Raw genomic sequence first — 19,396 nt, forward strand, 5'->3', positions numbered from 1 at the left:
CATGCCGCCGACGGGCAGGCGCCCGGAAAACGAAAAAGCCGCCTCGCGGCGGCTTCTGCGATGTCGCAGAGGATCGGTGTGCCGATGCCCGGTGCGGGAAAGACCCGGCATCGGGGATGCGACCTCAGGCCTGGAGGCGGTTCCGGACCTCGCCGAGGCTCTGGCGGACCAGACCTTCGGCAGCTTCGCCCTGCATGCGCTCGCGCAGGATCACCTCGGAGACCTTCACGGCCGCGTCGGCGGCGGCGGCACGGACCTGGGCGGTAGCCTGAACCTCAGCCTGGGCGATCTTGGTCTCGGCCGACTTCGTCCGGCGGGCGATGAAGTCGTTCAGGCGGGCATGGCCCTCCTCGGCGATGCGCTGGGCCTCCTCGCGGGCGGACGCCACGATCGCCTCGGCCTCGCGCTCGGCCTCCGAGCGGCGCTTCTTGTAATCGGCGAGTACGCCGGCAGCCTCTTCACGAAGCCGACGAGCCTCGTCGAGTTCGTGCCGGACGCGCTTGGCGCGGCCGTCGAGGCCCTTGGTGACCTGGTTGAAGCCGCCGACCTTCCAGACCACGGCCATGAACAGCACGAAGGCGACTGCGACCCAGAACTCGGCTTCCAACAACATGCTCGTCGTCCCAACGTGGTGGCGTCCGGCGGGTGAGCCCGGGTCGGAGGACCCTCAGGCTCGGCCGGTGAGGTTTGGTTTGGCGGTCCGCCTCAGTGCGGGAACGCGACGCTGTCGAGGGCCCTGGCGAGGGAGGCCTCGTCGGGGCTGCGGCCGGTGAGGCGCTCGACGATGGCCGAAGCCGTCTCGCCGGCGATGCCGCGGACATTGCCCATGGCCTCGGTGGTCCGGGTCCGCAGCGTCGCCTCGGAGGCGGCGATGCGGGCATTGAGCTCGGCCTCGAGCGCCTTGCGCTTGGTCTCGGCTTCCTGCGTGAGGGCGGTGCGGGTCTCGAGGGCGATGGCCTGCGCCTTGGCCTGCGCGTCGCTCAAGGATTTCTCGTACGCGGCTCCGGCGGTGTCCGCCTCGGCCTTCAGGCGCTGGGCTTCGTCGAGGTCACCCGACAGGCGCACGGCGCGATCATGCAGGATCGCCTGGATGCGCGGCAGGGCGATCTTGTCCATCAGGTAATAGAGCAGCCCGAAGGCCAGGGCGAGCCAGATCAGCTGCGATGCGAAGGTATGGCTCTCGAAGGGCGGAAAGCCGCCGCCGTGCTCTGCAGGCGGAGTCGCCATGAAACCATCCTGTGTTGCGGTTGGGTGCGCCGGCTGAGCCATGACGTCCTTCGGAAAATGAGTTGGTCAGGACCGGACGCGTATCGCATCCCCTCGGGGACGCCGCGTCCGGTCCGATATCGGTTCGCTTCGACTAGACGGCGAACAGGAGCAGCAGCGCGACGAGCAGCGAGAAGATGCCGAGCGCTTCCGTGAGCGCGAAGCCGAGGAGCAGGTTGCCGCGCTGGCCGTCGGCGGCCGAGGGGTTGCGGAGCGCGCCGGCGTAGAACTGGCCGAAGAGGTTGCCGAGGCCGATGGCGGCGCCCGCCATACCGAGACAGGCGAGGCCGGCACCGATGTACTTGGCAGCTAAGGGATCCATCAAATTGCTCCTGGTGTCCGTATCGTCGTTGCGTGGAGAGAAATCCGGCCGCGATCGCGAACCGGGGACGGAAGGGGATGGCGTCCCGGCGCCTTAGTGGCCGGGATGCAGCGCGTCGCTGAGATAGATCGAGGCGAGCGTCGCGAAGACGTAGGCCTGCAGACCGGCGACGAGGAATTCAAGGGCCGTGACGGCGACGCTGAGCGCCAGCGGCAGCGGCGAAATCGCACCCCAGGCACCGGCGGCGAGCAGGGCCGGGACGAAGCCCGCGAAGATCTTCAGCGCGATGTGGCCCGCGAGCACGTTGGCGAAGAGACGAACCGCGAGGCTGATCGGGCGCGAGATGAACGACACGATCTCGATGGCGACGATCATCGGCAGCAGCCAGCCGGGCACGCCGGAGGGCACGAAGACCTTCAGGAATTTCGTGCCGTGGGCCATGAAGCCGTACACGATGACGGTGCCGATCACGAGCAGCGCCAACGCGAAGGTGACGATGATGTGGCTGGTCACGGCGAAGGCGTAGGGGATCATGCCGAGCATGTTCAGCACGAGCACGAACATGAAGAGCGAGAAGATCAGCGGCATGAACCGCTCGGAACCGTGGCCTGCGGATTGGCGCAGGGTCGAGCCGATGAACTCGTAGAAGATCTCGGCCATCGACTGCATGCGGCCCGGCACCACCGAGCGGCGGGATGTGGCCACCACGGTGATCAGCGCGATGATCCCGACGGCGGCGAACATGTAGAGCGCGGACTGCGTGAACGCGATCTCCTGGTTACCGATATGACCGAAGGAGACCAGCGGCTTGAGCTCGAACTGGTGGATCGGATCCATCTTTACGGCCATTGCCGCTCCCGCCCTTCTGAATCTTGGCGAGCCAGACGACCCGCCACCACCGGCGCCGCCGAAGCGGCATTCTGAAAAACCCTGGTCCGGCCGCGCGTGCGGCGTTCCCCCTCGGGACCGCTCAAGGGTCCCGTTCCGTCGTCGGCGCCTTCGAGAGCGATCCCGCGGCACGCATGACGTTGTAGACGCCGGTCGCGAAGCCCAGCATCAGCAGGACGATCAGCCCCCAGGGTTTCGTCCCAAGGAAATGATCGAACATCCAGCCGAGAATGCCCCCGGCCAGGACGCCTGCGATGAACTCGGTCGAGAGCCGCATCGCTTGGCCGAGAGGAGAAGGCCCGGTCGCAGGACCGGGACGCGTGGAATGACCGGGAGGGGCGCTGGGCCGCTTCCGCTCAATCTGCGTCTCAAGACGTTTGAGCCTCTGGGAGAGGTCGGCGTCCAGTGCTTTCTTCCGTCCGTCCCCGCCTTCGTCCCCTGTTTCGTTGCCGCTCACGGCGAAAACTCACATTGGCGAGAGGGTTGGGAACCGGTCGGAACGCCTCCGTCAGGCGGGGCGCACCATAGTTTCGCCTACCTTGGGTGTCAAGGCACCCTCGACACAGCGTAAGATCCTGGCAACACACGAGAAATTCGTGTTTTACCGATCCGCCCCCGGGCGTTCGCAAAAGCCGTGGGCCGGTGGGCGATCAGGCGCCGAGGAGCGGCTTGATCACCTTTTCCATCCCGTCGATGGTCATCTCGCCCTTGAAGCGCTCGCCATTGATGAAGAAGGTCGGCGTCGAATCGACCTTGAAGGTGTCCATGCCCTTCTGCTTCACCGCGTTGACGGCTCCGTAGATCTTCTGATCCTTCAGGCAGGCCTCGAACTTCTCCTTCGAGAAGCCCGCTTGGCGGAGCATCTGCTCCAGGGCATCGACGGGCGATTGCGGCTTCTGGACGTAGGCCCAGCCCGCCTGCTGGTCGAACAGCAGGTCCGTGATGGGATAATATTTTGCATCCCCGTCGCAGCGCGCCAGCATGAAGGCCGCCGTCGCCAGAGGGTCGAGGGGAAATTCCCGGAGCGTGAAGCGCACCTTGCCGGTGTCGATGTAGCGCTCCTTCAGGGCCGGCCAAGTGTTCTTGTGGAAGGCGGCGCAATGCGAGCAGGTCATCGAGGCATATTCGATGATCGTCACCTTGGCGTCTTTCGGTCCGAGCCAGACGTCCCCGAGCGGGCCGGGCTCCATCAGGGTCGAGAGGTTTGCATCCTCGGCCACGGCCGGGAGGGTGAACCGGGGCAGGAGGATCGCCGCGCCGACGGCAAGGCCGGTGGCTTTCAGGGCGTCGCGTCGGGTGATCATGCTCGGGGCGGGCTCCGGTCGCGGACCAAATCTGTTCGTCAGCGATGCGGTAGAATCCCGCAAGCGTCCTGACAAGGCAGCATGCGCCAACTTGCGCGCAGGAGCATGCGCCAATGCGCGCGAAGCCGAATGCGTCGACTAGCGCTTGTGGGTCGTCGCAATGATCGCGGTCCCGAGGCGATCGAGCGCATCGCGCAGGGCATCGTGCTCGATCGCCTGCACGGCGAGCGCCACTTCGCCGCGGCGAACGGGGTCGATCACCGGGGGCGGTGGCCGGCGGCCGATCCGGTCCACCCGGCCCTGGCGCATCACGATCTTGCCGATGCAGGCCCAGCCGTAATGCGCGTTGATGCGCTGGATCACCACCGGCGCGAGATGCTGCAATTCGAGGGCGAACACGCCCTCCACCCGGACCACGAGGGTGCCGGGATCGGGACGACCCTCCTCCTCGCGCCGACGCCGGCGCGGCCATTCGAGCTTGGAGGGCTGGCAGTAGCGCGCCAGCCGCTCCCCGACGATCTCGGGCCAGGCGGCCAGGATATCGGTGGAGGCGAACCCTTGCGCCGCGAAGGCCGGGCCGATGCAGCCCTCCAGCAACTCGGCAAGGGGTTTGACACGCGCCATGCGCAGGGTTCCGTGGGTCGGTTCGCGCCGGGTCCGAGACTCCGGTATCGCGTGCAATGGTTAGCATGCGGTTCCGGCAGGCCGAAGCCGCATTCCTCCGAGCGGCTTCGCTCGAAGGCGCATCGCTCGAAGCCGCACCACTCGAAGCCGCTTCGCCGAATGCGCGCTTTGAAGCGTCCGGCCGGACGGCTATGGACGGGCATCCCCACCACGCGCCGGTGCCCGTGTCCCACACAACACCTCTCGCCCCCGAGGCCGCGGACCTTCTGACCTGGTACGACCGGCATCGTCGGGTCCTGCCGTGGCGGGCGCTGCCGGGTGAGACACCCGACCCTTACCGGGTCTGGCTGTCGGAGGTGATGCTGCAGCAGACCACGATCGCGGCGGTGAAGCCGTATTTTCAGAAGTTCCTGGGGCGGTTTCCCACAGTGGAAGCCTTGGCGGAGGCGCCGGAAGAGAGCGTGATGTCGGCCTGGGCCGGGCTCGGCTATTATTCCCGCGCCCGCAACCTGCACGCCTGCGCCAAGGCGGTAGCGGCCGCCGGCCGGTTCCCCGATACGGCGGCGGCCCTGCGCAAGCTTCCCGGCATCGGCGCCTATACGGCGGGCGCCGTGGCGGCGATCGCCTTCGACCGGCCGGAAGCGGCGGTGGACGGGAATGTCGAGCGGGTGATGACGCGGCTCTTCGCCATCGAGACGACGCTGCCCGCGGCCCGCCCCGAAATCCGTCTCGTCACGCAGGCTCTGGTGCCGTCCGACCGCCCCGGCGACTTTGCCCAGGCCGTGATGGATCTCGGTGCCACCATCTGCACGCCGAAGCGTCCGGCTTGCGCCCTTTGCCCCTGGATGGCGCCGTGCCGCGCCCGCACCCTCGGCCTGCAGGAGACCTTCCCCCGCAAGGTGAAGGCGGTGAAGGGCACGCTGCGACGGGGCGCAGCCTTCGTGGCGATCCGCAGCGGCGACGAGGCGATCCTGCTGCGCACACGTCCCCCCGAGGGCCTGCTGGGAGCCATGGCCGAGCCGCCCATGAGCCCGTGGGAGCCGGATTACGACCCGGCCCAGGCCCTCCTCGACGCGCCGCTGGATGCCCGCTGGAAGCGCCTGCCGGGGCTGGTGCGGCACGGCTTCACGCATTTCCCCCTGGAGCTGACGGTGTTCTGCGCGAAGGTCGCACTCAGCACGGCGGCGCCCGCCGGCATGCGCTTCACGCCGCGCCGCGACCTCGACGACGAGCCCTTGCCGGGCGTGATGAAGAAGGTGCTGGCGCACGCCTTCGACCCGAAGCCCGAGCCGGAGAAGGCCGCCAAGCCCGGTCGGCCGAAGGCGATGCGGAGCGTGCCGGACACACCGCTCTTCGCCGACCCCAAGCCGGAATCGATACCGCCTCAGCCGCGCTTCCGTCCCGTGCCGAAGCCGACCCCACGCCCGGCACCGGCGCCGCCGCGGGATATCGACGACGAGATGGGTGGGTTCGAGGCACCGGCCGACGCTGCACCCCCGGTCGGTCCGCGCAAGCGCGGACGACCCCGGACGCGTTAGAGTTTTTCGTTTTCGCTTGTCTCGTCGGGATAGCCGGTTTCCACTGATCCCTGACAAACGCGAGCGCGGCTCAAGCCGCCGAACCCATGGCGATGCGCATCTTGGCCCGGAACACGTCGATGAGGACCGGCTTGCCGTCGCGGGTGGCGTGCCAGAAATCCCAGCCGTTGCAGGCGGGGAAGCCTTGCACCAGGGCGCCGATCTTGTGGATCGAGCCCGTGGCCGGCCCGGCCATCAGGGTTCCGTCGGGGCGCACGATGGCGCTGTGGCGGCCGCGCGCGTCGGTAAGGGTTTCGCCGGGACGGATATGCCCCGCCTCGATGACGCTGAGGAAGGCCACGCGCGGCTCGGCGCGCTTGCTCGGCGCCACCAGAAGGGCCGCCTGCGACAGCGGCTCGACGGCATCGATGCGGGCGCGGGCGGCTTGCGCATAGGCCGTCTCACGCTCGATGCCGATGAAGCGGCGGCCGAGACGCTTGGCGACGGCGCCGGTGGTGCCGGTGCCGAAGAACGGATCGAGCACCACGTCGCCGGGGTTGGTCGCCGACAGGAGGGTGCGGGCGAGCAGCGCCTCCGGCTTCTGGGTCGGGTGGACCTTCTGACCGTCAGCGCCCTTCAGGCGTTCGTCGCCGGTGCAGAGCGGGATGAACCAGTCCGAGCGCATCTGGACGTCGTCGTTGCCGCCCTTCAGCGCCTCGTAGTGAAAGGTGTAGCCCTTCGAGTCCGCCGAGCGGGAGGCCCAGATCAGGGTCTCGTGCGCATTGGTGAAGCGCTTGCCTCGGAAGTTCGGCATCGGGTTGGCCTTGCGCCAGACGATGTCGTTGAGAATCCAGAAGCCGAGGTCCTGCAGCGTGGCGCCGACCCGGAAGATGTTGTGATAGGAGCCGATGACCCACAGGGTGGCGTTCGGCTTCATCACCCGGCGCGCGGCGGCGAGCCACGCATGGGTGAAGGCATCGTAGGCGGCGAAGGTCGAGAACTTGTCCCAGTCGTCGTCGACGGCGTCGACGCGGCTTTGGTCGGGACGCAGCAGCGAGCCCTCTCCGAGCTGGAGATTGTAGGGCGGGTCGGCAAAGACGCAGTCGACGCTGGACGCCGGAAGGGCGTTCATGGCCGCGATGCAATCGCCGACGAGAATCTCGTCGAGGGGAAGACGCTGAGCGGGGGGTACGAGACCCATCCGCGGCGCTGACACGAGCCGCCCGGCACGCGAGACACTTTTCCGGGCGGCGGTGTCGGCGACCGCGGTACGCAGGGAAGCCATGGCAAACACCGGTTACGCGACTGACCGGCAGACCTTGGCCCCGTTAACGTAAAGGCCGGGTTGCCGGCATCCCGACAAGACGTCTCGATTTGGGGCTGCAATTTTTGCCGGGTTGGTCGTTCCGTGCAGAAGCAGGCTATTCCGGCGGTCACTGCAAATATCGGCTTTGCAGATCCAATGTCATCGCACGTCAACCTCAGGCAACGGCTCGCTTGACGCCACACCTGATCTCGGCCCGTCGGAAGACCCGCTCGGGCCGGCGGATTCACCTCTCGCTCGATCGGGAGAAAAATTCTCTCCGTCCGCCCGCTACGTTCGCCTGCAGGACAGGGTTTCGCTCAGCGCATCGGTAGTTTCGTTCTGTCGCAGCCCAACGTTGTACCGGAGGGCCCGTCACAGCCCATTTTCACCGGCTTGATCTATGCGACAGCAAGGCCTCCGCATCATTGGAATCCGCGCGGTTATTCGACAATATCGCCGCACACAACTGGAGATTAAGAAATCGTTATAGCCTCAAACAAGGCACCTGAGGCCACATTTCGCCGGTCTCATTTTGGCCCCGTTCCGCTTCATTTTGCCGGCCATCCGAAACAACAAAGGGAATGCGGATGACTATCAAGCCTGTTCGTGGGGCCGCTGCCATCATCGGGACCGTCGTGACACTCGCCGCCGTTCAACCAGCCAGCGCCCAGAGCGGCGCCGCGTCCTGGTATGCGAGCGGGCACCGGACGGCGAACGGCGAGCGCTTCAATCCGAACGGGATGACGGCCGCCCACCGCAGCCTGCCGTTCGGCACCCGAGTCCGGGTCGAGAACAAGCGCAATGGCCGCTCCGTGGTGGTACGCATCAACGATCGCGGCCCCTTCGTGCGCGGTCGAATCATCGATCTTGCTCGGGGCTCGGCCCGTGCGCTCGGGATGGGCGGCACGACCTATGTCGCCTTGAGCGTGGTGAACTGAGCACGTGGTGAACTGAGCGCGTGATGACCTGAGCTCGTGGGGAACTGAGCTTATCGGGCCGGTCGGCGTTGTGAGATGGACCGGCCGGCCCCATCTCGCCGGCAGAACCGAGAGCTCAGAACCCCATGGCAAAGCCGCTGATCGTCGAAATCCCTCATGAACTCGGCCTGGCCGAGGCCCGCCGGCGCATCGCGGATGGCATCACCCAGGCGGACGGGCTGTTCGCCAAGGCGGGTGTCGCCGTGGAAAAGATGGCCTGGACCAACGACCGGCTCGACTTCGCCATGACGGCCCTGGGCCAGAAGGTCGACGGGCAGGTGGATGTCCGCCCCGAGACCGTGCGGGTCGAGGTCCGGCTGCCCCTGCTGCTGGCCCTGTTCGCACAGCAGATCCAGAAGAAGCTCGGCAGCGAGGGCAATCTGCTCCTGACCAAGAAGTGACGGCGAGCGGGAAGTGAAGTCGGGCCGCCGCCGCTCGGAACCTCCCTCCGGGGCGGACTGTTCCACCGGTCCGTTCCTGAGGCTCTGAGAGGCGCTAAGCGATGTCGAACCCCGGCCCGATCCCGGAAGCCCCGGTGCCTGAGACGCCCTACGAGGCCCCCCAGACGCCGGCACCCGGCCCCGACACCCCCGGCACCGACGTGCCGGGCACGACTCCGACCGAGGCCCCGGACGTGACGCCCACCGAGATCCCGGTCAACGATCCGGATATCGGCCCCGCCATCGCCCCGGACCCGATGCCGACCGGTCCCGCCAACCCGACGATGTGAGCCCGCCCGGATTGCGGGTTTGTTCGGAGGCGCTGTCGCTGCCATAAGCCGGCCCCATGGCCGCTCCTCCGCTCCTCACCCTCCAAGACGTCGCGCTCACCTTCGGCGGAACGCCGCTGATCGAGCGCGCCGAACTCGCGATCTCGCCCGGCGAACGCACCTGCCTCGTCGGGCGCAACGGCTCGGGCAAGTCGACCCTGATGAAGATCGCCGCCGGGCTCGTCGAGCCCGACAAGGGCAAACGCTTCATTCAGCCAGGCACCACCATCCGGTACCTGGCTCAAGAGCCGGACTTCTCGGGCTTCGAGACGACCCTGGATTTCGTCGAATCCGGGCTCAACCACGACGACGACGCCTACCGCGCCCGCTACCTGCTGGAGAGCCTGGGCCTCACCGGCGCGGAGAACCCGCGCAGCCTGTCGGGCGGCGAAGGACGCCGCGTCGCCCTGGCCCAGGCCCTGGCCCCCGAGCCCGACATCCTGCTCCTCGACGAGCCCACCAACCACCTCGACCTGCCGGCCATCGAGTGGCTCGAATCCGAACTCAAGAGCGTGCGCGGCGCCCTGGTGCTGATCAGCCACGACCGGCGGTTCCTTTCCGCCCTGTCGAAGACCACGATCTGGCTCGACCGCGGTGTGACCCGGCGCATCGAGCAGGGCTTCTCCACCTTCGAGGCCTGGCGCGACGCCTTCTTCGAGGAGGAGGAGCGCGACCGCCACAAGCTCGAGCGCAAGATCGCGGACGAGGAGCACTGGCTGCGCTACGGCGTCACCGCGCGGCGCAAGCGCAACGTGCGCCGGCTCGGCAACCTGCATGCGCTGCGCAAGGAGCGTCGCGACGACCGGCGCCCCGTGGGCACCGCCACCATGACCTCGACCGAGGCCGAGAGCTCCGGTGCCCTGGTGATCGAAGCCAAGCACGCGGCCAAGGCCTACGGAGAACGCCGGATCGTCGACGATCTGTCGCTGCGGGTGATGCGCGGCGACCGCCTCGGCATCGTGGGCGCCAATGGGGCCGGAAAGACCACCCTGATCAACCTGCTCACCGGGCAGGTACCGCCGGATTCGGGCACGGTGGCGCTCGGCACCAACCTCAAGATGATGCTCCTCGACCAGGCTCGCGCCGTGCTGGAGCCGAGCATGACGGTCACCGAGGTCCTGACCGGCGGTAGTGGCGATTCGGTGATCGTCGGCGGCGTCAGCCGCCACGTCATCGGCTACCTCAAGGACTTCCTGTTCGCCCCGGAGCAGGCACGCACTCCGGTGAGCGTGCTTTCGGGCGGCGAGCGCAACCGCCTGCTCATCGCCCGCGCGCTCGCCCAGCCCGCCAACCTCCTCGTCCTCGACGAGCCCACCAACGACCTCGACCTGGAGACCCTCGACCTCCTGCAGGAGATGCTGGCGGATTATTCCGGCACGCTGATCCTGGTGAGCCACGACCGAGACTTTCTCGACCGCGTCGTCGGGAGCGTTCTCGTCAGCGAGGGGGAGGGGGCCTGGGTCGAATATGCCGGCGGCTACACCGACATGATCGCCCAGCGCGGGGAGGGCGTGCAGGCCCGCGCCGTCGCGCAGCGCGCCGGAAAGGCTGAGTCGCGCGGGGATGCGCGAGACCGTGCGAAGACCCCGGAGATTGGGACGTCGGCCGGCAAGTCGAAGCTCGGCTTCAAGGACCAGCACGAGTTGAAGACCCTGCCGGACCGGATGAAGAAGCTCGAGGCGGATATCGGCAAGCTGCGCGAGGTTCTGGCCGATTCGGGCCTCTATGCCCGCGACCCGGCACGCTTCGCGAAGGCTTCGGATCTCCTCAGGGTCGCCGAGACCGAACTCGCGAAAGCCGAGGACCGATGGCTCGAACTGGAGATGCTGCGCGACGTATGAGCGGCCATCGGCCTTCATGATGCCGCGATGCGCCTGTGGAATACCATCGACGTGCGCCCGCTTCCATGCGCCACCTGCCACCGGGGTCCGACGTGTCCGCCGCCTCTCCATTTCGCGACCGATGCCGTCGCCTCGGCTGGGCCGTCGGTCTGCCCGGGCTCGCAGCGATCCTGGGCGTCTCCGCCGCCTGGATCACGCCGCGCGTCGAGGATCGCCTCGGCGCGGAGGCCGATGCGATCGCGCGGGCGACGGCCGAACCCGGTGCGGAGCCGTGGTTGCGCGTCGCGGTCGCCGGGCGCGACCTCATCCTCAACGGTGAGGCGCCCGATGCCGCGACCCGCGACACCGCGCATCGGCGCCTCGCCGACCTGCCCGGCGTTCGGCGTCTGGTCGGGCCGGTCGGATTGGTGGCGCTGGCCTCGCCCTTCGTCTGGATCGCGACGCGAAGCCGGGACGGGGTCGACCTGACGGGATCGCGCCCGGCCGAAATCGGGGTTGGAGCCTTGGCCGAGCAACTCGCCCCGGCGCTGGAGCCGGGAACACCCCTGCGAGACCAGGCCCATGCCGCCCTCGGGGGCCCGCCGGACTTCACCACCGCCGCCACCTACGCCCTGGCCCGCCTGCGTGCCCTCACGCCCGGCAGCCGGATCATGCTGGAGGACACGCGGCTTTCCATCCTCGGAGAGGCGGCGTCGGTGTCGGACGACGAGGCCCTGAGAGCAGCCCTCACCGATCTGCCGATGGGCTACAGCCTCGGCCGGATCGCGATCCTACCGGCTATGATTCCCAACTTCCGCTTCGTCGTGACGCGCTCCGCCGAAGGCGGACTGGACCTGTCCGGCTACGTGGTGTCGGACGCGGTGCGCGCCGAGATTCGCGGCGAAGCGGCGGCCGCCGCGGAGAACGGCCAAGTCACGGATCGGATGCGCAGCGCCCGCGGACTCCCGCCGGAGATCGATGCGGCCGCGATGGCGCGCGTGACGCTGCAGCTCGCCGGCCTGATGCAGGAGGGCAGCGTCACCGTGGCCGAGGCGCGCGTCTCGCTCAGCGGAGTCGCCCTGGACGCGCAGGCGATCCCCGAGATCGACACCCTGCTGCGCACCGGATTGCCCGCCGGCCTCGCGCGCGGCGACGTGGCCCTGACCACACGTCCGCTCTCGCCCTATCGGGTAGCGATGCGGCGGGATGGAGACAGCGTCACCCTGACCGGGCACCTTCCGGATACCGCAACCCGGGAGGCGCTGCTCGGCACCTTGCGGGCGCGGCTGTTTCGCGAACGCCTGATCGACAGGACCCGCCTGGGGCAGGGGGCGCCGGCCGAACTCGCCCGCGCGCTTCAGGTCACCGCGGGCTCCTTCACGCTCCTGGCCAAGGGCGAGGCCCGCATCGCCGACCGCTCCGTGACCCTGATGGGCGAGAGCCTTTACCCGCAGGGTGCCCGGCGCATGGCGGTCGATCTGTCGGCGGCGATGCCGCAGGGCTGGAATGCCGAGACCACGCTGACCTCCCCCGGGGCGACAGCGGTCCGGCCCCCCGAGGCCTGCGTGACCGCGTTCGACGCCGGCGCGGCCGGCCCGGGCCCTGTGTTCTCGCCGGGAAGCGCCACGCTGAAACCGGCCTTCTATCCACGTCTCGATGCGATCGCCGTGTTGGCGAAGACTTGCCCGACCCTACGGCTCCTCATCACCGGCCATGGCGATCCGAGCGACCCCGCGGCATCGGCCAAGACTGCTGTCGCCAATTCCACCCTCGACAAGACTGCGGTCGACAAGACTGCAGTCGACAAGCCCGCTGTCGAATCGGCGGTGGAGAGCACCGCGTCCCTGGAAGCCACGCGTTTGGAAAAGCCGGAGACCGTCAAGAGGCCGGGTGACAAGGGCTCGGACAAGCAGGACTCGAAGGACAAGTCCCTCGCCAAGACCGCCCCGAGGACGGCACCAAAGACCGCGCCGAAAACCGACTCGGCCAAACGCGCGCCGGGTCAGACCGACGCGAAGCCGGCGGCAACGGCGGAACCGGGGCCGGACCTCGCCCAGCAGCGGGCCCTGGCGATCGTCGACTACCTGCTTCAGGCCGGCTTGCGACCGGACCAGGTGGCGATCGCAGCGGGCGGGACAGTACGGCCCGCCGCCGAGGGCGTGGGAATCGCGAACCGGTCATGACGCACGACGCGAGGCAGAATCCGTGCCCCTTCTGATGACGTTGCTGTGGCCCGTGCTGGTCGCCAGCGCCCTTCTCGGAGCCGCCGTCGGTTGGCTGACGGGACTTCCCCGAACGCCGATGGCCCGCGGGATCGCAGTGGTTCTGGTCGCGGCCGTCGCAGCCGCCGCCGGCATCGCGGTCTTCGGCCTGGTTCCGGGCCGTGCCGGATTCTGGGTCGAGAGCACGGCGCTTGCGCTTGCGGCCTACCTGATCGGCGCGACTTTGGTCGCGGCCGTTCTCCACGGCAGCGGCGAACGGCCATGACGGGCCGCACCCGGTCTTTCCCGCTGGACGAACCCTTTTCCCTTCGGGACATGCGTTGCTCTTTTCGGCGCAAGCGTTGCCTGACCGTCACATTTGCGAAGGATTTGCGTCCGGTCCCCGACAATCGACGGGACTTTCCCGGTGTTCTGTCGTTGTTCCCGGGGCGCGCCACCCTCCGGTACCAGCGGCCCCCAGCACACCAGACCTGATGACGGATCACGCAGAACGAACCCAGCCCCTGGATCTGTCATCCTGCGACCGTGAGCCGATCCACATCCTGGGTGCGGTTCAGCCCTTCGGTTTCCTGATCGCCGTCTCGTCGGACTGGATCGTGGTTCGCGCGTCGGAGAACGCGGCCGTCCGTCTCGGTCTGTTGGAGCCGGATCTCCTCGGACTTCCCCTGTCCGACCTGATCGACGGGGAGACGATCCACCTGATCCGCGGCCATCTGCAGGCCCTGCGCGGACCTGACGCCATCGACCGGATCTTCGGCACCCCCCTGCGACCGGGCGGCACACCCTACGACATCGCCCTGCACCTCTCCGATGGGGCCATCGTCATGGAGATGGAGCCGAGCGTCAGCGAGCATCTCAACGCGGGCAACCTCGTCCGCAGCATGGTCGGGCGGCTGCAGCAGACCATCGGCTTCAATCCCTTCTGCCGCGAGGCCGCGCGCCAGATGCGCGCGCTGACCGGCTTCGACCGGGTGATGGTCTACCGCTTCGATCCCGATGGCTCGGGCGTGGTCATCGCCGAATCCGCACGGTCCAGCCTGGATCCTTATCTCGGGCTGCATTACCCGGCCTCCGACATCCCGAAGCAGGCGCGCGCCCTCTACGAGCGCAACTGGCTGCGCATCATCGCCGATGTCGATGCCGAGCCGGTCGCCGTGCTGCCGCAGCGCGACCCGCATGGGCGCCCGCTCGACCTGTCGATGAGCACGCTGCGGACGGTGTCGCCGATCCACCTCGAATACCTGCGCAACATGGGGGTGGCGGCCTCCCTGTCGGTGTCGATCCTGCGGGGCGGCAAGCTCTGGGGCCTGTTCGCCTGCCACCATACCGAACCGCGCCACATCTCCCTGGAGCGCCGGACCGGCGCCGAGCTGTTCGGCCAGATGTTCTCGCTGATTCTGGAGAGTCGGGAGCGCGAGGCGGAGGCGGCTTACGAGGGAAGTTCCCGTGCCCTGCACGATCGCCTCATGGGCGCCCTCGCCTCCGGCGGCACCAGCCTGGAGAATATCACCGACTTCCTCGACGACATTGCCGGCATCGTCACCTGCGACGGCATCGGAGTTTGGGTGAACGGGCAGATCACCCTGCGGGGTGCGACCCCGACGGCGGAGGAATTCACCGGCCTGGTCCGCTTCCTCAACCGGACCGCCACCAGCCGGGCCTTCGCGACGCAAGAAATCGGTGCGGTCCATCCGCCGGCTGCCGACTACACCGAACGGGCGGCCGGTCTCCTGGCGATTCCGATCTCGCGAGCGCCGCGCGACTTCCTGGTGTTCTTCCGGACCGAACTCGCCCGGACGGTGACCTGGGCCGGCAATCCGGAAAAGCCCGCATCGCTCGGCCCGAACGGCCTGCGTCTGACCCCCCGCAAGAGCTTCGAGGCCTGGACCGAAGTCGTGCGCGGCCAGTCCGCGCCCTGGAGCGCGGCGGACCTGCGCATCGCCGAGGCGCTGCGGATCACGCTCCTCGAAGTCATCCTGCGGCTCACCGATTCGGCCGAGAAGGAGCGCAAGACCGCGCAAGAGCGCCAGGAGCTGCTGATCGCGGAACTCAACCATCGGGTCCGCAACATCCTGAACCTCATCCGCGGCATCGTCGCCCAGAGCCGATCGCGGGCGACCAGCGTCGAGGAGTTTTCCAGCGTGATCGGGGAGCGCATCCAGGCTCTCGCGCGTGCACACGACCAGATCACCACCACGAACTGGGGACCGGGCTCGCTGCGCGACCTGATCACCCTCGAGGCCGAAGCCTACCTCAACCAGCAGGCGGTCCGGGTTCGCCTGGAGGGAACCGACGTCCTCCTCGAACCCCAGGCGTTCTCCACCCTCGCTCTGGTCATCCACGAACTGATGACGAATTCGGCGAAGTACGGCGCCCTGTCGGAGGCCGCCGGGCAGGTGGACGTGGCGTGGGAGCGCGATCCGTCGGACTGCCTCGTCATCCATTGGTGCGAGAGCGGCGGCCCTCCGGTGAAACCGCCGAGCCGGCGCGGCTTCGGCACGACGCTGATCGAGCGCTCGATCCCATACGAGCTGAAGGGCGAGGCGGAGATCAGCTACGCGTTGACCGGTCTGCGCGGGCGCTTCGCAGTGCCGGCGCGCTATGTGCGCCCGGCCCCGATTGCACAGCCCCAGGCGGCGCCAGGTCGCGAATCCATGCCGGACCTCGATCCCATCACCCTGTCGGGCACGGTCCTGGTGGTCGAGGACAACATGATCATCGCCCTCGAGGCTGAGGAGATCCTGGCCTCTCTCGGGGCATCGGCCGTCGACATGGCGGGCTCCGTCCACGAGGCTCTGCGGCAGATCGAGGCGGCGCGCCCCAGCTTTGCGCTTCTGGACGTCAATCTCGGATCGGAGACGAGCCTACCGGTCGCGCGTCGCCTGCTGGCCTCCGGAATTCCGTTCGTCTTCGCCACGGGCTACGGCGAGAGCTTCCGCATCCCGCCCGAACTCGGCGCCGTGATGATGATCAAGAAGCCCTATACGGCCGACACCCTGCGCCGGGCCCTGGCGTCTCTTCCCGGAAGGCAGTGACATCTTGCGGCCCAGCATCGACGATGCGTCGGCCGCAGCGGCGCAAAGCCGGAAAAGCGATGGTCTATCTCGTGGATTGCGCCGCCGCGAACAGCGCGAAGGCGCGATGCGCGCCCCGAATGGCGGCCTCGTGCCCTTCCGCGGGGCGGGCTGCCAACCAGGCGGCGAAGCTCGGCCACAGGCGCTGGCCCTCGCCATGGCGCAGGAAGCGGGCATTCGCCCGAACCTGCGGATCGATGCTGGTCACGACTTGTCGCAGCAGGACCTGACCGCCGAGGCGCGATCCCTCCAGAACGTAGAGCAGACCCGGCGCCTCAGCCTCAGACGGCCTCTCGGCTCCAGATTCGGCGCCTGCGGCGGGATCGAATGCAAGCCCCAGGCCTTCCAGGTCGGCGCGAAGCTCGGGAAAGCGGCGGCGCACGGGCCAGTCGGTCGGCAGGAACGCGGCCTCGATCCCGTCGAGCCATCCCTCGATCTGCCAGAAGGGACCGGACATCGCCGACAGGAAGGCGACGTAATCCGCACGGCGCGTCAGGTCGTGGGCGGCAAACCCCGCATCGAGGCGACGATGGGCCGCGTCCGTCGCGTCCCGAAGCACGAAGCGGAGATCGCGTGGCTCGGCCACACGTCGCTCCCCCGGCTCCCTCGGCTCCGGCATCGCATGCACCGCGAACGGCACCTGTCCCTCGTCCATGCCCAGATCCCCCAGGTAGCCCGATTCTTCGCCATCGGGTCCGCTGCGCCGGATGGTCCCGACGGTCTTAGACGATCCGACGCCGCCGCCAAGGATCGATCACAGGATCACGGTGACATCCGCGCCCGTTCACCACGCACTTCATCGTCCGTTTCCTCGCCCATTTTCCCGCCCAGGATTCTCCAGGATTCCCCATGTGGCTCCTCTATGGCTTCGCCCTCGTGGCCGGCATCGCCAACGCGGTCCAGTCGGGAACCAACGCGACCCTGTCGAAATCCCTGGGGCAGCCCTTCGCGGCGGCCATCGTTGTTTCGCTGGTCGGCGCCGGGACCCTGCTGGTGGTCAGCCTGATGCTTGGCCGCTTCGCCCTGCCGACCGTCGACGAGATCCGGTCCGTGCCGCCCTGGGCCTGGCTCGGCGGCACCCTGGGGGCGCTCCTCATCCTGTCCCAGCTCTTCGTAGCCCAGACCATCGGGGCCGCGCCCTATTTCGGTCTCCTGGTGACGGCCGGAGTCGTGACGTCGATGCTCCTCGACCATTTCGGCTGGATCGGGTTCGAGCAGCACGGCGTGACCGTCTGGCGCCTCCTCGGAGGTCTGCTGATGATCGCCGGGATCGCCCTTGTGGCGATGTTTTGACTCCGTCGCACAGGACCCGAAATCGTTCGCCCCGCTTGTCATCCGGCGCCGGACCGGCAAAGCCTCTCCGCTACGTCGACGCCCCCATTCTCACCGACCCGACCGCTGCCAAGGCTGCCATGACCATTTTCCAGGATCTCGTCAGCCGGTTCAGCCAGACCGTGACGGCCTATGCGGGTGACAAGGCGTTGATGCAGGCCATGGTCTCGGCCGCCGCCAACGTGATCGTGGCCGACGGGGAAGTCGCGAGCGAGGAGTTCGACATGGCGTTGGCGGGCATGCAGGCCAACCCGATCCTCGAGAAGGGCTACGACCGGCTGATGCTGGAAAGCGAACTTTATGACGGGATCGCCCGGGCCAGGACGCGGGCCGGCCGGGCCGAAAACCTGCGCCTCGTCGCCGCCATCGAGGACCGGGGGCAGGAGGACCGCGAGGCGACCTTCCTCATCGCCGCGGATGTGGCCGACCTCGATGGAATCGTCGACGTGGAGGCGCGGGCCCTGGACGAGATCGCCGCGGCACTCGGCCTCGACAAGGCCGCGCTCCTCGCCGCATCGCCGGTACGGCGCCCGGTTCCATAGAGGGCGGCCGGCCCGAATTCGGCAAAGCCCTTGATCAAAGGACGGCAAGCCTCTAAGCGAGCCACCGTCTTTCGCCCGGCTCGACATCGCGTCGAGCGACAGCCCGGGCGACCGCTCGTGTGAGCTTGCCGCAGGAAAGAGACGATGGCCAAAGAGAAATTCGCGCGTACGAAGCCGCACTGCAACATCGGCACGATCGGTCACGTTGATCACGGCAAGACGTCTCTGACGGCGGCGATCACNATGGCCAAAGAGAAATTCGCGCGTACGAAGCCGCACTGCAACATCGGCACGATCGGTCACGTTGATCACGGCAAGACGTCTCTGACGGCGGCGATCACGAAGGTCCTGGCGGAGTCGGGCGGTGCGACGTTCACGGCCTAYGACCAGATCGACAAGGCTCCCGAGGAGAAGGCGCGCGGGATCACGATCTCGACGGCGCACGTGGAGTACGAGACGGCCAACCGTCACTACGCCCACGTCGACTGCCCGGGCCACGCCGACTACGTGAAGAACATGATCACGGGTGCGGCGCAGATGGACGGCGCGATCCTGGTGGTGTCGGCGGCCGACGGCCCGATGCCGCAGACCCGCGAGCACATCCTGCTCGCCCGTCAGGTCGGCGTGCCGGCCCTGGTGGTGTTCCTCAACAAGGTCGACCTSGTCGACGACGCCGAGCTCCTCGAGCTCGTCGAGATGGAGGTGCGCGAGCTCCTCTCCAAGTACGACTTCCCCGGCGACGACATCCCGATCACCAAGGGCTCAGCCAAGGTCGCCCTGGACAACGGCGACAAGGCCGTCGGCCACGACGCGGTGCTGGCGCTGATGGCGTCGGTGGATGCCTACATCCCGCAGCCGGAGCGTCCGATCGACAAGCCGTTCCTGATGCCGATCGAGGACGTGTTCTCGATCTCGGGTCGCGGCACGGTGGTGACGGGTCGCGTCGAGCGCGGCATCGTCAAAGTCGGCGAGACGGTGGAGATCGTGGGCATCCGCGACACCCAGACCACGACGGTCACGGGCGTCGAGATGTTCCGCAAGCTGCTCGACCAGGGGCAGGCGGGCGACAACGTCGGCGTGCTGCTGCGCGGCACCAAGCGCGAGGACGTGGAGCGCGGCCAGGTCGTGTGCAAGCCCGGCTCGGTCAAGCCCCACACCAAGTTCAAGGCCGAGGCCTACATCCTCACCAAGGAAGAGGGTGGCCGTCACACGCCGTTCTTCACCAACTACCGCCCGCAATTCTACTTCCGCACCACGGACGTGACCGGCGTGTGCGTGCTGCCCGAGGGCACCGAGATGGTGATGCCGGGCGACAGCGTGACCATGGACGTCACCCTGATCGTGCCGGTGGCCATGGAAGAGAAGCTGCGCTTCGCCATCCGTGAAGGCGGACGCACCGTCGGCGCCGGCGTCGTCGCCGCCATCAACGAGTA

At 68.1% G+C, this 19,396-nt stretch carries 20 protein-coding genes; 11 read left to right on the forward strand and 9 right to left on the reverse strand.

Going from position 1 to position 19,396, the window contains the following annotated elements; all coding sequences use genetic code 11:
- Positions 1 to 124 precede the first annotated feature (124 nt).
- From ASF57_RS04275 to ASF57_RS04305, 7 genes are all read right to left on the reverse strand, one after another.
- Positions 125 to 610, reverse strand: a complete 486-nt coding sequence (locus tag ASF57_RS04275; protein ID WP_200935811.1) for an ATP F0F1 synthase subunit B — start codon at positions 608 to 610, stop codon at positions 125 to 127.
- Between the two features lie 95 nt (positions 611 to 705).
- A complete protein-coding gene (locus ASF57_RS04280; protein WP_056182929.1) occupies positions 706 to 1,269 on the reverse strand; it encodes an ATP synthase subunit B in 564 nt (187 codons plus the stop codon).
- Between the two features lie 91 nt (positions 1,270 to 1,360).
- Positions 1,361 to 1,588, reverse strand: a complete 228-nt coding sequence (locus ASF57_RS04285; RefSeq protein WP_018044493.1) for a F0F1 ATP synthase subunit C — start codon at positions 1,586 to 1,588, stop codon at positions 1,361 to 1,363.
- 93 nt (positions 1,589 to 1,681) lie between these two features.
- Positions 1,682 to 2,437: a F0F1 ATP synthase subunit A gene (locus ASF57_RS04290; protein WP_056182933.1), complete on the reverse strand. Its 756-nt coding sequence runs from the start codon at positions 2,435 to 2,437 to the stop codon at positions 1,682 to 1,684.
- A gap of 121 nt (positions 2,438 to 2,558) precedes the next feature.
- Positions 2,559 to 2,933 carry an AtpZ/AtpI family protein gene (locus ASF57_RS04295; protein ID WP_056182936.1) on the reverse strand — a complete coding sequence of 125 codons (375 nt, stop codon included), beginning with the start codon at positions 2,931 to 2,933 and terminating at the stop codon, positions 2,559 to 2,561.
- A 193-nt stretch (positions 2,934 to 3,126) separates the two neighbouring features.
- The gene (locus ASF57_RS04300; RefSeq protein ID WP_056182939.1) at positions 3,127 to 3,780 is read right to left on the reverse strand and encodes a thioredoxin domain-containing protein; all 654 of its coding nucleotides are present in this window, start codon (positions 3,778 to 3,780) and stop codon (positions 3,127 to 3,129) included.
- Positions 3,781 to 3,918: 138 nt separating this feature from the next.
- A complete protein-coding gene (locus tag ASF57_RS04305; protein WP_056480464.1) occupies positions 3,919 to 4,404 on the reverse strand; it encodes a DciA family protein in 486 nt (161 codons plus the stop codon).
- Between the two features lie 224 nt (positions 4,405 to 4,628).
- Between ASF57_RS04305 and mutY the strand changes: the two genes are divergently transcribed.
- A complete protein-coding gene (gene mutY, locus ASF57_RS04310; RefSeq protein ID WP_244476806.1) occupies positions 4,629 to 5,942 on the forward strand; it encodes an A/G-specific adenine glycosylase in 1,314 nt (437 codons plus the stop codon).
- A 70-nt stretch (positions 5,943 to 6,012) separates the two neighbouring features.
- Here mutY and ASF57_RS04315 read toward each other — a convergent pair whose 3' ends face one another.
- A complete protein-coding gene (locus tag ASF57_RS04315) occupies positions 6,013 to 7,206 on the reverse strand; it encodes a site-specific DNA-methyltransferase (protein WP_280138732.1) in 1,194 nt (397 codons plus the stop codon).
- Between the two features lie 602 nt (positions 7,207 to 7,808).
- Between ASF57_RS04315 and ASF57_RS04320 the strand changes: the two genes are divergently transcribed.
- From ASF57_RS04320 to ASF57_RS04350, 7 genes are all read left to right on the forward strand, one after another.
- Positions 7,809 to 8,165 carry a septal ring lytic transglycosylase RlpA family protein gene (locus ASF57_RS04320; protein ID WP_056182943.1) on the forward strand — a complete coding sequence of 119 codons (357 nt, stop codon included), beginning with the start codon at positions 7,809 to 7,811 and terminating at the stop codon, positions 8,163 to 8,165.
- A gap of 125 nt (positions 8,166 to 8,290) precedes the next feature.
- On the forward strand, positions 8,291 to 8,605 hold the full coding sequence (locus ASF57_RS04325) for a polyhydroxyalkanoic acid system family protein (protein ID WP_056480468.1): 315 nt from the start codon (positions 8,291 to 8,293) through the stop codon (positions 8,603 to 8,605).
- A gap of 101 nt (positions 8,606 to 8,706) precedes the next feature.
- Complete coding sequence (locus tag ASF57_RS04330; RefSeq protein ID WP_056480471.1) at positions 8,707 to 8,934, forward strand: hypothetical protein; 228 nt, start codon at positions 8,707 to 8,709, stop codon at positions 8,932 to 8,934.
- A gap of 56 nt (positions 8,935 to 8,990) precedes the next feature.
- Entirely contained in the window at positions 8,991 to 10,814 is a 1,824-nt protein-coding gene (locus ASF57_RS04335) for an ATP-binding cassette domain-containing protein (RefSeq protein WP_056480473.1), read from the forward strand.
- 92 nt (positions 10,815 to 10,906) lie between these two features.
- Positions 10,907 to 12,976, forward strand: a complete 2,070-nt coding sequence (locus ASF57_RS04340) for a hypothetical protein (protein ID WP_210166819.1) — start codon at positions 10,907 to 10,909, stop codon at positions 12,974 to 12,976.
- 22 nt (positions 12,977 to 12,998) lie between these two features.
- A complete protein-coding gene (locus ASF57_RS04345) occupies positions 12,999 to 13,280 on the forward strand; it encodes a hypothetical protein (protein WP_082503673.1) in 282 nt (93 codons plus the stop codon).
- 208 nt (positions 13,281 to 13,488) lie between these two features.
- Positions 13,489 to 16,050 (forward strand): HWE histidine kinase domain-containing protein, encoded by a 2,562-nt coding sequence (locus ASF57_RS04350; RefSeq protein ID WP_056480482.1) that lies wholly within the window; start codon positions 13,489 to 13,491, stop codon positions 16,048 to 16,050.
- Between the two features lie 64 nt (positions 16,051 to 16,114).
- On the opposite strand, the gene ASF57_RS04355 is transcribed toward ASF57_RS04350, so the two are convergent.
- Complete coding sequence (locus tag ASF57_RS04355) at positions 16,115 to 16,744, reverse strand: biliverdin-producing heme oxygenase (RefSeq protein WP_056480484.1); 630 nt, start codon at positions 16,742 to 16,744, stop codon at positions 16,115 to 16,117.
- Positions 16,745 to 16,938: 194 nt separating this feature from the next.
- Between ASF57_RS04355 and ASF57_RS04360 the strand changes: the two genes are divergently transcribed.
- From ASF57_RS04360 to tuf, 3 genes are all read left to right on the forward strand, one after another.
- Positions 16,939 to 17,382, forward strand: coding sequence for a DMT family transporter (locus ASF57_RS04360; RefSeq protein WP_056480489.1), 444 nt, complete (start codon positions 16,939 to 16,941; stop codon positions 17,380 to 17,382).
- Between the two features lie 119 nt (positions 17,383 to 17,501).
- Positions 17,502 to 17,963, forward strand: coding sequence for a tellurite resistance TerB family protein (locus ASF57_RS04365; RefSeq protein ID WP_056480536.1), 462 nt, complete (start codon positions 17,502 to 17,504; stop codon positions 17,961 to 17,963).
- Between the two features lie 243 nt (positions 17,964 to 18,206).
- Positions 18,207 to 19,396 (forward strand): elongation factor Tu (tuf, locus tag ASF57_RS04370; protein ID WP_056480538.1); only part of this gene is annotated, 1,190 nt, incomplete at its 3' end.

It is taken from the genome of Methylobacterium sp. Leaf117 (assembly GCF_001422985.1).
Taxonomy (GTDB): Bacteria; Pseudomonadota; Alphaproteobacteria; order Rhizobiales; family Beijerinckiaceae; genus Methylobacterium.

What these genes read in the sequence shown, in the direction of transcription:
- ASF57_RS04280 (WP_056182929.1), bottom strand. Translation starts at nt 1,269, where the DNA reads ATGGCTCAGCCGGCGCACCCAACCGCAACACAGGATGGTTTCATGGCG.
- ASF57_RS04285 (WP_018044493.1), bottom strand. Translation starts at nt 1,588, where the DNA reads ATGGATCCCTTAGCTGCCAAGTACATCGGTGCCGGCCTCGCCTGTCTC.
- ASF57_RS04290 (WP_056182933.1), bottom strand. Translation starts at nt 2,437, where the DNA reads ATGGCCGTAAAGATGGATCCGATCCACCAGTTCGAGCTCAAGCCGCTG.
- ASF57_RS04300 (WP_056182939.1), bottom strand. Translation starts at nt 3,780, where the DNA reads ATGATCACCCGACGCGACGCCCTGAAAGCCACCGGCCTTGCCGTCGGC.
- ASF57_RS04305 (WP_056480464.1), bottom strand. Translation starts at nt 4,404, where the DNA reads ATGGCGCGTGTCAAACCCCTTGCCGAGTTGCTGGAGGGCTGCATCGGC.
- ASF57_RS04315 (WP_280138732.1), bottom strand. Translation starts at nt 7,206, where the DNA reads ATGGCTTCCCTGCGTACCGCGGTCGCCGACACCGCCGCCCGGAAAAGT.
- ASF57_RS04320 (WP_056182943.1), top strand. Translation starts at nt 7,809, where the DNA reads ATGCGGATGACTATCAAGCCTGTTCGTGGGGCCGCTGCCATCATCGGG.
- ASF57_RS04325 (WP_056480468.1), top strand. Translation starts at nt 8,291, where the DNA reads ATGGCAAAGCCGCTGATCGTCGAAATCCCTCATGAACTCGGCCTGGCC.
- ASF57_RS04330 (WP_056480471.1), top strand. Translation starts at nt 8,707, where the DNA reads ATGTCGAACCCCGGCCCGATCCCGGAAGCCCCGGTGCCTGAGACGCCC.
- ASF57_RS04335 (WP_056480473.1), top strand. Translation starts at nt 8,991, where the DNA reads ATGGCCGCTCCTCCGCTCCTCACCCTCCAAGACGTCGCGCTCACCTTC.
- ASF57_RS04350 (WP_056480482.1), top strand. Translation starts at nt 13,489, where the DNA reads ATGACGGATCACGCAGAACGAACCCAGCCCCTGGATCTGTCATCCTGC.
- ASF57_RS04355 (WP_056480484.1), bottom strand. Translation starts at nt 16,744, where the DNA reads ATGGACGAGGGACAGGTGCCGTTCGCGGTGCATGCGATGCCGGAGCCG.
- ASF57_RS04360 (WP_056480489.1), top strand. Translation starts at nt 16,939, where the DNA reads ATGTGGCTCCTCTATGGCTTCGCCCTCGTGGCCGGCATCGCCAACGCG.
- ASF57_RS04365 (WP_056480536.1), top strand. Translation starts at nt 17,502, where the DNA reads ATGACCATTTTCCAGGATCTCGTCAGCCGGTTCAGCCAGACCGTGACG.